The sequence below is a fragment of the Prosthecobacter sp. genome, assembly GCF_014879935.1.
GTDB lineage: Bacteria > Verrucomicrobiota > Verrucomicrobiia > Verrucomicrobiales > Verrucomicrobiaceae > Prosthecobacter.
This window is the reverse complement of the sequence record NZ_JACSRD010000196.1, coordinates 1-12,684: the sequence shown is the minus strand read 5'-3', so window position 1 is coordinate 12,684 and position 12,684 is coordinate 1. Positions and strand designations below refer to the sequence as shown.

11 protein-coding genes and 1 pseudogene are annotated in these 12,684 nt (G+C 60.2%); 4 read left to right on the top strand and 8 right to left on the bottom strand.

All coding sequences use genetic code 11. From position 1 onward, the window contains the following. Window positions 1-855: 855 nt before the first annotated feature. The 4 genes from IAE77_RS21600 to IAE77_RS21585 form a co-directional block, all read right to left on the bottom strand. Complete coding sequence (locus IAE77_RS21600; protein WP_294231252.1) at window positions 856-2,166, bottom strand: alginate export family protein; 1,311 nt, start codon at window positions 2,164-2,166, stop codon at window positions 856-858. Then, window positions 2,163-3,452 carry an SUMF1/EgtB/PvdO family nonheme iron enzyme gene (locus IAE77_RS21595; RefSeq protein WP_294231250.1) on the bottom strand — a complete coding sequence of 430 codons (1,290 nt, stop codon included), beginning with the start codon at window positions 3,450-3,452 and terminating at the stop codon, window positions 2,163-2,165. The genes IAE77_RS21600 and IAE77_RS21595 overlap by 4 nt, the downstream gene beginning before the upstream one ends. A gap of 13 nt (window positions 3,453-3,465) precedes the next feature. Beyond that, complete coding sequence (nirK, locus tag IAE77_RS21590) at window positions 3,466-4,857, bottom strand: copper-containing nitrite reductase (RefSeq protein WP_345781005.1); 1,392 nt, start codon at window positions 4,855-4,857, stop codon at window positions 3,466-3,468. A gap of 171 nt (window positions 4,858-5,028) precedes the next feature. Next, entirely contained in the window at window positions 5,029-5,508 is a 480-nt protein-coding gene (locus IAE77_RS21585; RefSeq protein ID WP_294231246.1) for a group III truncated hemoglobin, read from the bottom strand. Between the two features lie 120 nt (window positions 5,509-5,628). Between IAE77_RS21585 and IAE77_RS21580 the strand changes: the two genes are divergently transcribed. Beyond that, complete coding sequence (locus IAE77_RS21580; protein WP_294231244.1) at window positions 5,629-6,234, top strand: cytochrome c oxidase subunit 3; 606 nt, start codon at window positions 5,629-5,631, stop codon at window positions 6,232-6,234. Then, window positions 6,231-6,461: a cytochrome C oxidase subunit IV family protein gene (locus IAE77_RS21575; protein ID WP_294231241.1), complete on the top strand. Its 231-nt coding sequence runs from the start codon at window positions 6,231-6,233 to the stop codon at window positions 6,459-6,461. The genes IAE77_RS21580 and IAE77_RS21575 overlap by 4 nt, the downstream gene beginning before the upstream one ends. A 1-nt stretch (window position 6,462) precedes the next feature. Here the strand turns inward: IAE77_RS21575 and IAE77_RS21570 are convergent, their stop codons facing one another. The 4 genes from IAE77_RS21570 to IAE77_RS21555 are packed head-to-tail and all read right to left on the bottom strand — an operon-like array spanning window position 6,463 to window position 11,145. Beyond that, window positions 6,463-8,154: a VWA domain-containing protein gene (locus IAE77_RS21570; RefSeq protein ID WP_294231239.1), complete on the bottom strand. Its 1,692-nt coding sequence runs from the start codon at window positions 8,152-8,154 to the stop codon at window positions 6,463-6,465. Between the two features lies 1 nt (window position 8,155). Next, on the bottom strand, window positions 8,156-8,935 hold the full coding sequence (locus IAE77_RS21565) for a CbbQ/NirQ/NorQ/GpvN family protein (protein WP_294231237.1): 780 nt from the start codon (window positions 8,933-8,935) through the stop codon (window positions 8,156-8,158). Beyond that, window positions 8,935-10,314 carry a cbb3-type cytochrome c oxidase subunit I gene (locus IAE77_RS21560; RefSeq protein ID WP_294231236.1) on the bottom strand — a complete coding sequence of 460 codons (1,380 nt, stop codon included), beginning with the start codon at window positions 10,312-10,314 and terminating at the stop codon, window positions 8,935-8,937. Before IAE77_RS21560 ends, IAE77_RS21565 begins: the two co-directional genes overlap by 1 nt. Before the next feature lie 21 nt (window positions 10,315-10,335). After that, on the bottom strand, window positions 10,336-11,145 hold the full coding sequence (locus tag IAE77_RS21555; RefSeq protein ID WP_294231235.1) for a c-type cytochrome: 810 nt from the start codon (window positions 11,143-11,145) through the stop codon (window positions 10,336-10,338). Between the two features lie 52 nt (window positions 11,146-11,197). On the opposite strand from IAE77_RS21555, the gene IAE77_RS21550 reads away from it, so the two are divergent. Together IAE77_RS21550 and IAE77_RS21545 are read left to right on the top strand one after the other, a co-directional pair. Further along, a complete protein-coding gene (locus tag IAE77_RS21550; protein ID WP_294231234.1) occupies window positions 11,198-11,758 on the top strand; it encodes an Rrf2 family transcriptional regulator in 561 nt (186 codons plus the stop codon). A gap of 224 nt (window positions 11,759-11,982) precedes the next feature. Continuing rightward, window positions 11,983-12,684 (top strand): annotated as a pseudogene (locus tag IAE77_RS21545) (dioxygenase); the annotation flags it as partial.

Sequence of the window (12,684 nt, the reverse complement as noted above, 5' to 3'; positions counted from 1 at the left end):
ATGAACGCCAGCACATCACTCTCGAACTTCACGCCCGCTGATTTGCGCACGATTTTTTCATGGCCTCATCATACCATGAAGGTGACCGGGCGTGTCACATCGCCCTGTGGATAACGTGAAACACGCGACTTCGGTCAGCCGAAGTTTTTCTTTCCGCACCCGTGCCCCCGCGTGGCCGGTGACGGAGCATGGGCCAGTCCTCGTGGAAAGGCGGGGAGGAGCTGGCCTAGCCTCCGTCGCTGGTGACGCGGCCAAGGGAGGCCGGGGCAACGGCTGGTCTGCCATTCGGACGACGAAGGAGCCGATGCCAGACGGGCCGTTGGCGGCGGGGGAGGGACGAGAGAAAGAGAAACAATGTGCTTCATGGTGAAACGAGCGTGGCGAGTGGCTGCGGTGATGAGAGGCTGGAGATCGGATGGCACTGACTCCGATTACCAATGGGCTGGAACCGCATCGAAAAGCAGGTTGAAATACTCAAACACCACCTTGGTCCGGTCGTATATCTGGCGTTCGCTCAATCCGGCACGTTCACACATTTCGTTCATTGGCACAAAACTACCGCTGATGAACTGCACCACCTCCAAGGGATTGATCTGCACCTGAACCTGTGGCTGTCCCAGTCATTCTTCCCTAGGCATCTCTGAAAGTTGTCTTGCTCCCTGATATGCTGGTGGTTGTCGTGGATTTGCCCTTCTCATCTCTCAGGCTGGCATTTTTAGCACGCTTTTCCGGTTGGTTTCGCTCGATTAAAAAAGAACAATGCAAGCAGAGTACATTCTGTATTGCCCTACCACTTTTGTGAGCTGTAGCACCTTGCGTTTTTGCTGAACATTATGTCACTTAATGGCAGGACGCTTAGAACTTCAAGTTAGTCATCACATACAGGAAGTTGGCATCGCTGCCAGCGCCGGTGTTGGCGAGGTAATCGCCAGCGAAGAGGTGGCTGTAGCCGAGGGTGAAGCTGAGGTGGGTGTTGTGCGCGTAGCTCATGAGCAGGTCGAGTTCGCTGCCGACGAAGCTGCCTGCATTCGGTGAGATGGGACGCACGGCTGTGGTGGCGTTCGCACGGCGGAGGGCGTCGCTGGTGGTGGCGAGCCAGAGGAGGTGGTAATCGAGGCTGCTGGTGATTTTGGCGGTGGGTTTGGCGCTGAGATGGAGGGCCACGTTGTGGAGGTTGCTCCATGAGAAGACATCCATGTAGCCGTAGTGGAGGTGATTGGTGGGGAAGAGGTTCTGAAAGGCTCCCTGCTTGTTGTCGGCGGCGTTTCCATCACCGCTGCCGTAGCTGTATTCGAGGCCGAGACGCGGCTTCCACGGCGCGGAGAAGGTGTAACCGCCCTCGACATAGCTGGCGAAGGCGCTCAAATCACGCCCGCCAGCCTTTCCACTCTGCACGGCAAATTCGGCCTCGTAGTCCCACGGGCCAAATTTGCCGGGGAGTGATTTGATGTGCGTGCCGATGGTGATGAAGTGGTCGTTGCGGTTGCTGTCGTCAGAGTAGAGCGCGTAAAGCTCGGTGTTCTGGATGCCGAGCGTGGGGATGTTTGCATAAATGCCGCTGAGCGTGCTGTCCCAGTCGCTGGCGTCCATGCCTTTGCCATCGACGACGACGAGCGAGGAGGTGAAGAGATCGACCCACAGGCCGTCTTTGCCGGCGTAGCGCAGTTTCACGGCGTCAAAGGTGCGCGTGATGTTGTTCCACTCCAGCGGGCCGATGAGGCGCTGGTCTCCGTAAAGCAGCACTTGGCGGCCGATTTTGGCGCTGAAGGGCGAGCGTTTCTCGTCACCGATCTCGACGTAGAGCTGGCGGAGATCGAATGGATTGTCCCCCTCCGCGCCGAGCACGCCGGGCACATCGGAACGGCGGCTGCCGATCTCGCGCGAGTCCTGGCCCTGGATGTAAAAGGTGAGCCAGTCTGCGGGCTTCACCTGCATACTGATGCGTGCCCGCTGGAGGAACCACGCGTCGTCATTGATGTGCGTGGCGGCGCTGTTGAAGTCGTAGTTGTTGTCGCGGCATTCGTAGCGGAGTTGGTCCTCGATGCCGAAAACGACGCGGCCATCAGCAAAAGAGAGCGGATTGGCCGCAGGCGCGGCAGCGGGCGTTGTTTGCGCTTGGGAGATGCCGGCGAGTGCGGTGAAGAGAAGCGGAAGCAGTGTTTTCATGGCTGAAGGAGTTTTTTCAGCGCCGCAATGCTGGGTGCGATGTCCGCGCCGAGCGATTCTTCGCGGTGGACGACTTTTCCGTCGGCATCGAGCACGGCGATGAGGTTCGAGTGGGTGAGAAAGCCTTCGACGGTGGCAAATTTGAATTGAAGGGTGACGGCGAGCTGGCGAATTGTTTCGTCATCCGAGATGGCAAAGGTCCAGCGCCCTAGATCGAGCTGCTGCTCAGCGGCGGCCTTCTTCATCTGCGCGGGATTGTCCGCCGCGGTGTCGAAGGAAAAGAATACGAAGCCTGCTTTTTCCGCGTCCGCGCCGAGCGCGGCCTCAATGCGCTTCATGTCGCCGATGATGCGCGGGCAGGCGAATTTGCATAATGTAAAGCCCATGGTGACGACACGTGGCCTGCCGCGCAATTGGTCGAGCGTGAGCGGTTTGTCGTCCTGAGTGCGCCAAGTGCCGGGCAGGTCGTAGATGGTGGTGAAAGCGGCGGCGGCAGGCGCGGGCGGTGCTTCCTTCACCGACTTCGCTCCGCGAAAGCCGAGGCTGCGCACGCAGTAGTCGCCCTTTAGGCTGCTGCGAAAGGCGTAGCGCATGAAAGCGGCGTAGTTGCTCACATCAGCAGCGAGCAGCGAGCCTGCGCCGCAAAAGAGCTTCCGCTCCAGCGAGCCGTCACCTCGCGAGTCGCCGACGACCATGGTGCTGTTGAAGTCATGCACCCATTCCCAGATGACGCCATGCTGGCCGCGCACGCCATGCGCATTCAGCACGCCATCCGCTGCGGCAGGCAGTGGGCCGCTGGCGGGCCTTGAATACCATTCCAAGAGCTGGCGCAGGAAGGCCTGATCGCTGCTGGCATCCAGGCGTGTTGCATCGGCGCGGGCGACGAATTCCCATTCGTCCTGCGTGGGAAGGCGGCGGCCCAACGATTCACAGTAAGCCTTCGCGGCGAACCATGAGACGTTCACCACAGGCGCGGCGAGTGTTTTTTCATCGCCAGGATCGAGATCACCACGCCAGTGTGCGAGGTAGTTTTTATCCGCGAGCGTGCTTTTGACCTGCGAGCGCCTCCAGGTGGGGTTTTTAGCCACGAAGGCGAGAAATTGCGCGTTCGTGATCTGCGTGGTGTCCATGAAAAAAGGCTCCGCACGGCGCTGCTTGGCCTTTTTGGCATAGACTGGTTTGTACAAGCCGCCGGGGATGTGAACCATGCCCGGAGGTGGCGCGGGGACTTCAGCCGCTGGCAGCATTGCGACTGCCAGCAGCAGGTATGTGAGTGCTTGACGCATGAGGTTTGTGGAATCAATGGCCGGGCTGGGCGGGAGCCGGAGCGGTCGCGCGGACCTCCTTCACCATGGCGGGCAGCACTTCGGTGCCGTTGTTCCCCCAACTGCTATACACATAGGTAAGCACATTGGACACCTGCTCATCATTGAGGCCTAGCTGCGGCATGATGCTGGCATAGACCTCGCCATTTACGGTCACATTGCCTTGCAGGCCGTGGAGCACGGTTCCGATGCTGCGCTTCACATCCGCATTGAGGTAGTCGGACTTGGCGAGCGGTGGGAATGCCTTCGGGATGCCCTGCCCCTCCGCCTGATGGCAGGCCATGCAGATGGATGTGTAGAGGAGTTTGCCACGAGCGATGCGCTCGTCTTTGTTTGCCGCGGGCGGCTGCTGTGTGGATGCCTGAGGGATGTTTTGCACCGCGCCGCCTTCGAGCTGGTAGATGCGGTCATCCTGCTTTCCGGAGTACACGAGTTTGTTTTCCTCGCCAGTGACCTTGATCATGCCCACGGCACCTTTGTTGAAGGCGCGGAAGATGCTGTGATCGACCAGAATATAGGTGCCTGGCACTTCGAGGCCGAAATCCACGATGGCAGAGCCGCCGGCGGGAATCATCGTGGTCTGCACCTGATGCTGTGCGGGCTTCACACCGCCCTCCAGATACACGTTGTCAAAAATCTCGCCGATGACGTGGAAGGAGGACGTGAGGTTCGGGCCGCCATTGCCGACGAAGAGGCGCACTTTTTCGCCCACCTTGGCATGCACGGCATTGTCGCCCGCCATCGCGCCGACGCTGCCGTTGAAGACGACGTAGTCAGGTGTCTCGGTGAGCGCCTTGTCCATGTTGAAGGGTTGCAGGCCGGCCTCGCCATACGGTCCTTTGGTGTAGAACTCGGATTGGAAGACATAGAACTCCTTGTCCACTTTTGGCAGGCCGCCGATTGGCTCGATGAGGATGAGACCATACATGCCGTTCGCCACATGCATGCCGACGGGTGCTGTGGCGCAGTGATAGACGTAGAGGCCCGGATTCAGCGCCTTGAAGGAAAAGACGGACACATGCCCTGGTGTCGTGAAGGACGAGGCCGCGCCGCCGCCTGGTCCGGTGACAGCGTGAAGGTCGATGTTATGCGGCATCTTGCTGTCCGGCCGGTTCATGAGGTGAAACTCCACCTCGTCATTCTGGCGGATGCGGATGAATTTGCCCGGCACGCTGCCACCGAAGGTCCAAAACGTGTAATCCACGCCGTCGGCCATGCGCTTCACCACTTCGACGACTTCGAGTTTGATCGTCACCTTCGTCGGATGATCGCGCGTGATGGGTGGTGGCACGTTCGGCGCATCGGTCAAAACGGCGTTCTCTGTGCCTGAGACAGGTTTGTCCTGCTGCTTCGTGGGGTTTGCCATCGCGTCATCCGAAGCCGGAGCAGCAGCAACAGCGGGCGAACGTAATTCCAGCATGGCCTTCATGAAGGTTTCCTGGGACTGCTTTTCGTTTGGACTCAGCTCGCGGTCGCATTGCGTGAGAAAAGCGACCGAGGCGGCCGCCAGGAGGAGTGTGGTTTTCGTTTTCATGGTTCAGGCAGGTTGGGAGGATTGCTTGTAGCGGGCATACCGTTCACGCTGCTCGGGCGTGAGGTTCGCAGGGTCGAATCTCGGATCAGGCACCTGATTGATGCGTGAGAAGATGACGTTCGCCATGTCGGCGGCGCAGCTCTTGATGTGCTCGGCATGCTCGCCGGCGAAGAGATCATCCACCGTGGAGCGGAAGAGCAGGAGCCAATGGTCAAATTTGTCCCGTCCCATGTCCGTGAGCGGCACCAGCTTCGCGTGCGCGGCGAGCGGATTCCCGGTGAAGCCGCCACTGCGAAACAGGACCGTCTCCCAGAAAGCATACATCTTCGGCAGATGCGTGCTCCAGTTCGTCTGCGCTACCTTGTCGAAAATGTGACCGAGCACCTCGTCGGCACGGACGCGGTCGTAGAAAGTGTTCACGAGAATTTCGATCTCCGGCCGTCCGGCGAGATCGGGTTTGCTGGCGGCTTTTTCCTCATTCATGCATCTTAGAGTAGCCGCTCCAAGAATGACCGCTCTGCACTCTCTGGCAAGGTTTGGGCGGTAATTGCGGAACTGGCCTTCTGCAATTGTGCCTGCGTTAGATTCTGCCTATCTCCTCCCATGAAAAATCAACGCCACGACGACATGAGCACAGCCTGCCAGGACCGCTCGGACTCATGGGAACCGCCGGGTGGCCTGCTCATCTGGCTGCTCGTGATGCTGGAGGTGGTGACCTTTGGCGCGGGCATTTTGGCATTTGTCTGGCAGGAGCGCGGGAATGCGGCGGAGTATGAGCAGGGACGCCTGCTGCTAAATCAGAACCTAGCCTTTGCGAACACACTCGTTCTGCTCACTGGCGGCTGGTTCATGGCCTGCGGGCTGGGGGCCTTGCGAAAGGGAGAAAAACTATGCGCCAGAAGCTGGACGATAGCTGCGCTGCTAACTGGCGTGCTCTTCTTGGCGCTAAAGCTCATCGAATACCGCCAGAAGGCCGCGCATGGCATCCAGTTTGGCGAGGATACGTTCTTCACGCTTTATTACCTGCTCACGGGCTTCCACTTCGTGCATGTGCTAGTCGCCGTGGTGCTGCTGGGGGTGCTCGCTCGCTCAGTCCGCCTCGGGCACAGCCATGCGGGCGATCATCAAAACTTCGAGGCAGGTGCGGTCTTCTGGCACATGTGCGATCTCATCTGGCTGCTGCTCTATCCCGTCATCTACCTGCTATGAACCGCGCTCTCACCTTTATCTGGCTATTTCTCATCACGCTCACCACGGCGAGCTGGCTGCTGGCGGAGCGCCATGTGCTGCCATCGCTGCTACTTGGGCTGGCAGCGGTGAAGTTCACGCTGGTCGCAGGCTGGTTCATGGAGCTTCGCCGGACACATCGCTTCTGGCAGGTGGCGCTGGGAGGCTTGCTGATGATCATCATCACTGGTGTGGTGTGGCTGGCTTGAATCACACCGCCAGGCGCAGCCGCGCGAAGGCACCGCACATGCTGGCGACGAGGGCGCGAGGGTTTGGCACGATGTCGTAGTGCTGGCGGGCGAACATGCGGGGGAAGTGCTCTCTCGCACGCTTCTCGATGGCGAAGGCGTGGGTGGTGATGCCGTGCTTCACGCCTGTTTCGATGGCTTTGCGCACATCGCGCAGGCCGTATTCGCCTTCGTAGCGGTCGTAATCACAAGGGCGGCCATCGGTGAGAAGGAAGATGACTTTTTTCTCCGCGCTTTGCCGCATGAGCAGCTCCTGAGCATGCCGCAGCGCGGGACCTATGCGCGTGTAGCCCTGCGCCTGCACGCTACCGAGCCGGGTGCGGGCCGTGAGCCATGGATCGCGGAAGTCTTTGATGAGATGAAAAGCGCACTCGCGCCGCGTGTCGGAGCTGAAACCGGCCACGGCGAAGGTCTCGATGAATTCGTCGAGCACCTCGCCCACGCAGAGCAGCGTCTCGCGGATGGTGTCGAGCACGCGAGCATCATCCACCCATGAATCGGTGGAAAAGCTCTGGTCCATGAGGATCAAGGCCGCCACGTCATGCAGGCGGCGCTGGCGCTGGATGTAGATCCGCTCGTCCGGCCCGTGACCGCTGCGGGCGGCGACTTGTGCGGCGATGACGGCGTCGATGTCGAGCTCAGGGCCGTGCGGCTGGCGTTTCGCACGTTGCGTCTGCGTGGCGAGCGCAGCGAGTTTTTTGCGAAGGTCGAGAATGACGGCGCGGTGCTTCGCTGCGGCGGTTTTGGCCCATGCGGGATCGGTTGCGGTGACGCGTTGCGGCTGCACATGACACCAGGCCGGCTTGTGACGCTGTTTTTGGTAATCCCACTCGGGATACGGGATGCCGCCTGCGGGCGGTTCGTCGTTTTCGGAGCCAATTTCGAGCGAGAGGCCCTCCATGACGATGTCACTGCGATAAATCGAACGCGGTCGCTCGCGGGTGCGCACGACGTGTTTCATGTCGAGCTTGTTCAGCGCCTCGGCGTGGTCTTCGAGTTCGTCCTCGTCGTCGGTTTTGCGGTCGAGGCCGCTGTATTCTTCGAGAGTCTCCGCTTTCTCGAAAGTGTGAATCGGCATCTCGGATTCGACGGGCTGATCGTCGTCGCCGAGCTTCACTTTCACGTTCGTCTGGCCTTTGCCTTCGATCTCCGTGACTTGATCCGGCTGTTCGAGGGCGGTTTGCGAGTTGAGGAGCGTTTTGGAGGCCTGCGGGCTGTTTTCGCGAGAAAATTCCGCGCGGCCGATGAGGCTCCAAAAGTCCGTTTCGCCCAAAAATGGCCCCAATTCGGCGATCCGGGCCTTCAGCGCCGGAATTTCGCCCAAAAGCTGTTTCGGCTCCGAAATCCGATGCCGGATGGCGAGCGCGGCAAAGATCGTTTTGAGCTGAAAAAGCACCTGATTGGCCTCTGTGGCACTCGCGATCGAAAACTCCGGCGGGAGAAAAACACGCTCATGATCGCACAGGACGCGATTGGGTGTTTCGAGTACGCTCACCGGTTTTTCAGCGATCATGTTGGCGAGCAAAAACAGCCGCTGCCGGTGCGGAGCCAGATCCGCGCGCACCGCGGCCGCAGCCCGCTCACGCGGCGATTCGACCAGGCGCTTGTAGAGCGCCTTGAGGCCCAGGAAGAGATTTTCCTCCCATTCAAACATATCAGAGCGTCAGTTCGATGACCTGGGTGATAGCGGCGAGCGCGTCGGGATCGTCGGTGAGAGGTTCGGCGACGGCGACGGTGGCGGCGTAACGCGGTGGGAGGCCGGTGCGGATGAGTTTCGCGGCATCGACAAGCAGGCGCGTGGACACGCTTTCGAGCAGCGAGAGCTCGGTGAGGGCGCGGACCTTTTTGGCGATGGCGACGAGGCTGCGGGCGATTTTTTCGTCGATGCCGGTCTCACCAGTGAGGATACGCGTTTCGATGTCTGTGCTCGGATATCCGAAGCCGAGACCGATGAAGCGCTGGCGTGTGGAGGGTTTCAGCTCACGCATGCTGCGCTGGTAGCCTGGATTGTAACTGATGACGAGCATGAACTCCGGCGGCGCGTGCAGCGTCTCACCGGTGCGGTCGAGAAACAGTTCGCGGCGGTGATCGGTGAGCGAGTGAATGACGACAATGGCATCGGCGCGGGCTTCAGCGACTTCATCGAGGTAGAGGATGGCCCCTTCACGCACGGCGCGTGTCACCGGTCCATCGGTCCAGCGGGTGTCACCGCCGATGAGGAGGTGGCGTCCGAGCAGGTCGGTGGCGGTGGTGTCCTCGTTGCATGAGACGGTGACGAGCGGGCGGCCGAGTTTGGCGGCCATGTGCTCGACGAAGCGCGTCTTGCCGCAGCCGGTGGGGCCTTTGAGCATGAGAGGCAGGCGTGCCTCCCATGCTTTGGCGAAGAGCTCGCTCTCGCGTCCGGTTTCGAGGTAGAAAACTTCGCGCGTGCTCATCAGGCGGCGGATTCAGCGGACGCGGGCAGTTCCTCCTCACGACGCACGTCGGAGTGCGCGGCCTCGTTGGTTGGCAGGCCGAAGCGCCAGAAGTTGTAAAGGTAGAAGCAGATGCCGAGGAAGAAGAGGCAGGCGGCGAGGATCATGCCGACGAAGTGTATCTCGATCTCTTTTTGCACGGCGAGGAAGTCCATGCCCATGCGGCGCTCCAGATTCACCTGCGTGATACCGGCGACGGCGAGCGCACCGGTCATGGCGGTCATACCGATGTTGCTGAGCCAAAAGGCGTAGGCGGAGGCGGCGTTGTCCCAGAGCTTGCGGCCAGTGAGCACGGGCAGGACATAGGCGATCATGGCGAGATTGATCATGGCATACGCGCCCCAGAAGGCCATGTGGCCGTGCATCGCGGTGACGAGGGTGCCGTGAGTGTACATGTTCACCTGCGGCAGCGTGTGCGCGAAGCCGAGGAAGCCCGCGCCGACGAAGCTCATGATGGCGCTGCCGAGCGTCCAGTTCAGCGCGGCCTTGTTCGGATGGCGGCGGCCGCCTTTTTTAGCCATCGCCAGCGCGTAGATGGCCATGCCGAGAAAGGCGAGCGGCTCCAGTGCGGAGAAAATGCCGCCGATCATGAGCCAGTACTTCGGCGCACCTATGTAGTAGTAGTGGTGACCGGTGCCGAGGATGCCGGAGAGGAAGGTGAAGCCGACGATGACGTAGAGCCATTTTTCCACGATCTCACGGTCCACGCCGGTGAGCTTGATGAGTAGGTAGCAGAGCAGCGAGCCCATGATGAGCTCCCACACGCCCTCGACCCAGAGATGCACGACCCACCAGCGGTAAAAGGAATCGAGTGTCTGGTTGTCGAAATCGATCATGCCAGGCAGGTAGAGCAGCGCGGCGGTGAAGAGGCCAAAGAAGAGCACGATGGAGGTCGTGGTGTGGCGTTTGCCCTGCCAGATGGTGACGCCGATGTTCGCGATGAAGGCGAGCACGTTCACGACGACGAGGTAATCGAGCGAGCGCGGGATTTCGAGAAACTTGCGGCCCTCCCACCAGTTGATGTGGTAGCCGATGACGGCGACGACGCCGACAACGAGGAAGGAGATGAGCTGGACCCACGCGAGCTTCGGCCATTTCAACTCACGATCCGCCTCCTCCGGGATGATGAAGTAGGCGCTGCCCATGAAGCCGAGCAGCAACCAGACGACGAGCAGATTGGTATGCACGGCGCGAGCGGTGTTGAACGGGATGAAGTCGTGCAGGCCGTCCATGCCGATGCGGGCAAAGCCCATGATGAAACCATACACGATCTGGAGCACGAGCAGCAGCATCGCGGAGGCGAAGAACCAGTAGGCGATCTTTTGGGATTGGAATTTCATGATCTGAGAATGGGTGGGAAATTATTTCGGCTGGGTGGCGGGTGCTGGAGCAGGCGTGGACACGGGTGCCGGTACTGTCGGAGCTGCCACAGCGGGATTCAGGCTCATTAGGTAGTCGGCGATCTCATTGAGTTGCGCATCGTTGACGGCCACGCCGTAGAGGCTGGGCATTTTTGTGCCCGGCTTGATCTTCTGCGGATCTTTGACCCAGGTGATTAGTTTCTCGCGGTCGTAGCGCCGGAAGACATCATCAAGCGGTGGCGCACCGATGAGGGCACCCGCAGCGCCACCCTGGCCCTGGATCTGATGGCAGCCAATGCATGAAGCCGTGGTGAAGACGGCGGGCACGGGCTTCTTCAATGGCGCTGGACCGGAAGAGGCCGCCACGGGCGTGCCGATGGTTTGAAGCGCCTGACGCAGCGGCGGATCAGCCGGGAAACCGTTCAGATCGACTTTTCCGCACCAGTCGAGGAAGGCGATGACGTTTTCGATGTCCTGCTCGGAGAAGTTATATTTCACCATCTTGCGCTGGCCGGGGAACATGGCCTGCGGGTCTTTGATGAAAACCCTGATCCAGTCTTTGCCACGCCGCTCGACGACTTTCGTGAGTTCAGGCGCGTAGTAGGCACCTTCGCCGAAGAGCGTGTGGCAGCCCATGCAGTTATTTTGCTCCCAGATGCGCTTTCCGGCGGAGACGGCAGGCGTGATGTCCTTTTCACGAGTCTGGTCTGGGACTTTGAGATGCGTGTCGAAACTGAGGACGAGGAAGATGCCGAAGAAAACGGCGGTCCCCCCGAGGAAGAAGACTTTGGCTTGGAGCTTGGTTAACACGGCGGCAAAGGAGTTCAGGTTAGAAATGCAGAACCAGAGTTCTGTATTTGCCATGAAAGCCTTCCGCACCTCAGGCAACAAGATCGAAGGCTGCGTTGATCGTGGCATCTGCTGCGCGGATATTGGCAAAGCAGAAAAACATTCCTTGTCCGCTGTCACAGCGGGTGCATCTGAGCACCGCGTCACCATGCTCAAGATCGGAAAACTCGCGCAACAAGCCATCTCGGCCGCCAGCTATCTGGCGGAGAAATACGATGCCGAAGGCACGCGGGTGAGCGCCTCGGAGATCGCGGACGTACGGGAGCTGCCACGGCCTCTGGTGGCAAAGGTGCTTGCACAGCTTTCGCTGCATGGCATCACCAGCGGCATCACCGGCCCCACCGGCGGCTACCGGCTGGCCCGGCCGCCGCATCAAATCTCGCTCCACGACATCGTCTCCATCTTTGAACCGATCGACATCCGCCCGATGTGCCCCTTTGGCCCGAACTGGTGCGGGAACGGCCCACCATGCCCCATGCACGACGCGATCTCCGCCGCCGCTGAGCAGGTGGACAGTTTTTTGCAAAAGCAGCACCTGGGACCGTTTTGCGGGCTGAAAAGTCGTTCACGATGAAAAGTGGAGCCGGGCGAGGTTTCGTTAGCACGGAGCGAAGGTTAACCAGGTTGGCTTATGCATGTCGTTCCAATCGGTTATAAAGTAATTAAAGGCAAAGGCGGCACAGTGGATGGCAAATATGAGCGTTTTGGTGGGCATGCGCATGGCGTTCTAATTGTTGCATAAACTCTGCAACTTTGGAGGCGGAGTTGATGCAATTACACATCCTCCCCCCGCATGCCATGATACTCTCTTCCCCCGATGGATTTGTCGCCCACAGTCTGGCTCCTGACCGCAGGCTGCTAGGAAACCGCAATCGTGTCATGCGAAGCCATGATGCCGAAGTCACCGGTCTGGAGTTCCCGCCGCATCTCATCGGCGAGCAGCATCACACGGTGATCGATCTGGGCAAAGTGAAGCGCGTTGCGATGATGGTGACGCCGGAGGGCGGCGGCAGCTTCCGCGATGAGGCGTGGGAAGCGGCTTCAACGATCCGCGCTATCCTGCGCCAGCAAAGCGAGCCAATGGCGGTGACGATGCAGACCGTGTTTGTGAGGGATCGCGCGGATGTGCCGGTGGCGAAGCAGATTCTCGAAGCATGCTATGGCGGGCAGATGCCGCTGACGCTTTTTGTCGTGCAACCTCCCTGCGAGGGACGCGGGCTGGCCATCGAGGCTTGGGCGGTGAACACGAACGCGGCGGAAGTGGAGTATCACTCGGAGGACTTGGTGACGGTGAGCTATGACGGCCTGCGCTGGATTTATGCGTCCGGCGGTTCGCTGCATCTGGAGGGGCGCACGCCTTACGAGCAGTCGGCAGAGGCATTCTCCAGCATGCGGCGTGTGCTGGCACGCTCGGGGGCGGGTTTTCAGGATGTGGTGCGAACCTGGCTCTACCAGGGCTGCATCACGGAGGAGGTGGATGGTGTGGAGCGCTACCGCGAG

Excerpts from the sequence above, each read along its gene's own strand:
- IAE77_RS21600 (WP_294231252.1), bottom strand. The coding sequence starts at position 2,166 with ATGAAAACACTGCTTCCGCTTCTCTTCACCGCACTCGCCGGCATCTCC.
- IAE77_RS21595 (WP_294231250.1), bottom strand. The coding sequence starts at position 3,452 with ATGCGTCAAGCACTCACATACCTGCTGCTGGCAGTCGCAATGCTGCCA.
- nirK (WP_345781005.1), bottom strand. The coding sequence starts at position 4,857 with ATGGCAAACCCCACGAAGCAGCAGGACAAACCTGTCTCAGGCACAGAG.
- IAE77_RS21585 (WP_294231246.1), bottom strand. The coding sequence starts at position 5,508 with ATGAATGAGGAAAAAGCCGCCAGCAAACCCGATCTCGCCGGACGGCCG.
- IAE77_RS21580 (WP_294231244.1), top strand. The coding sequence starts at position 5,629 with ATGAAAAATCAACGCCACGACGACATGAGCACAGCCTGCCAGGACCGC.
- IAE77_RS21575 (WP_294231241.1), top strand. The coding sequence starts at position 6,231 with ATGAACCGCGCTCTCACCTTTATCTGGCTATTTCTCATCACGCTCACC.
- IAE77_RS21570 (WP_294231239.1), bottom strand. The coding sequence starts at position 8,154 with ATGTTTGAATGGGAGGAAAATCTCTTCCTGGGCCTCAAGGCGCTCTAC.
- IAE77_RS21565 (WP_294231237.1), bottom strand. The coding sequence starts at position 8,935 with ATGAGCACGCGCGAAGTTTTCTACCTCGAAACCGGACGCGAGAGCGAG.
- IAE77_RS21560 (WP_294231236.1), bottom strand. The coding sequence starts at position 10,314 with ATGAAATTCCAATCCCAAAAGATCGCCTACTGGTTCTTCGCCTCCGCG.
- IAE77_RS21550 (WP_294231234.1), top strand. The coding sequence starts at position 11,198 with ATGAAAGCCTTCCGCACCTCAGGCAACAAGATCGAAGGCTGCGTTGAT.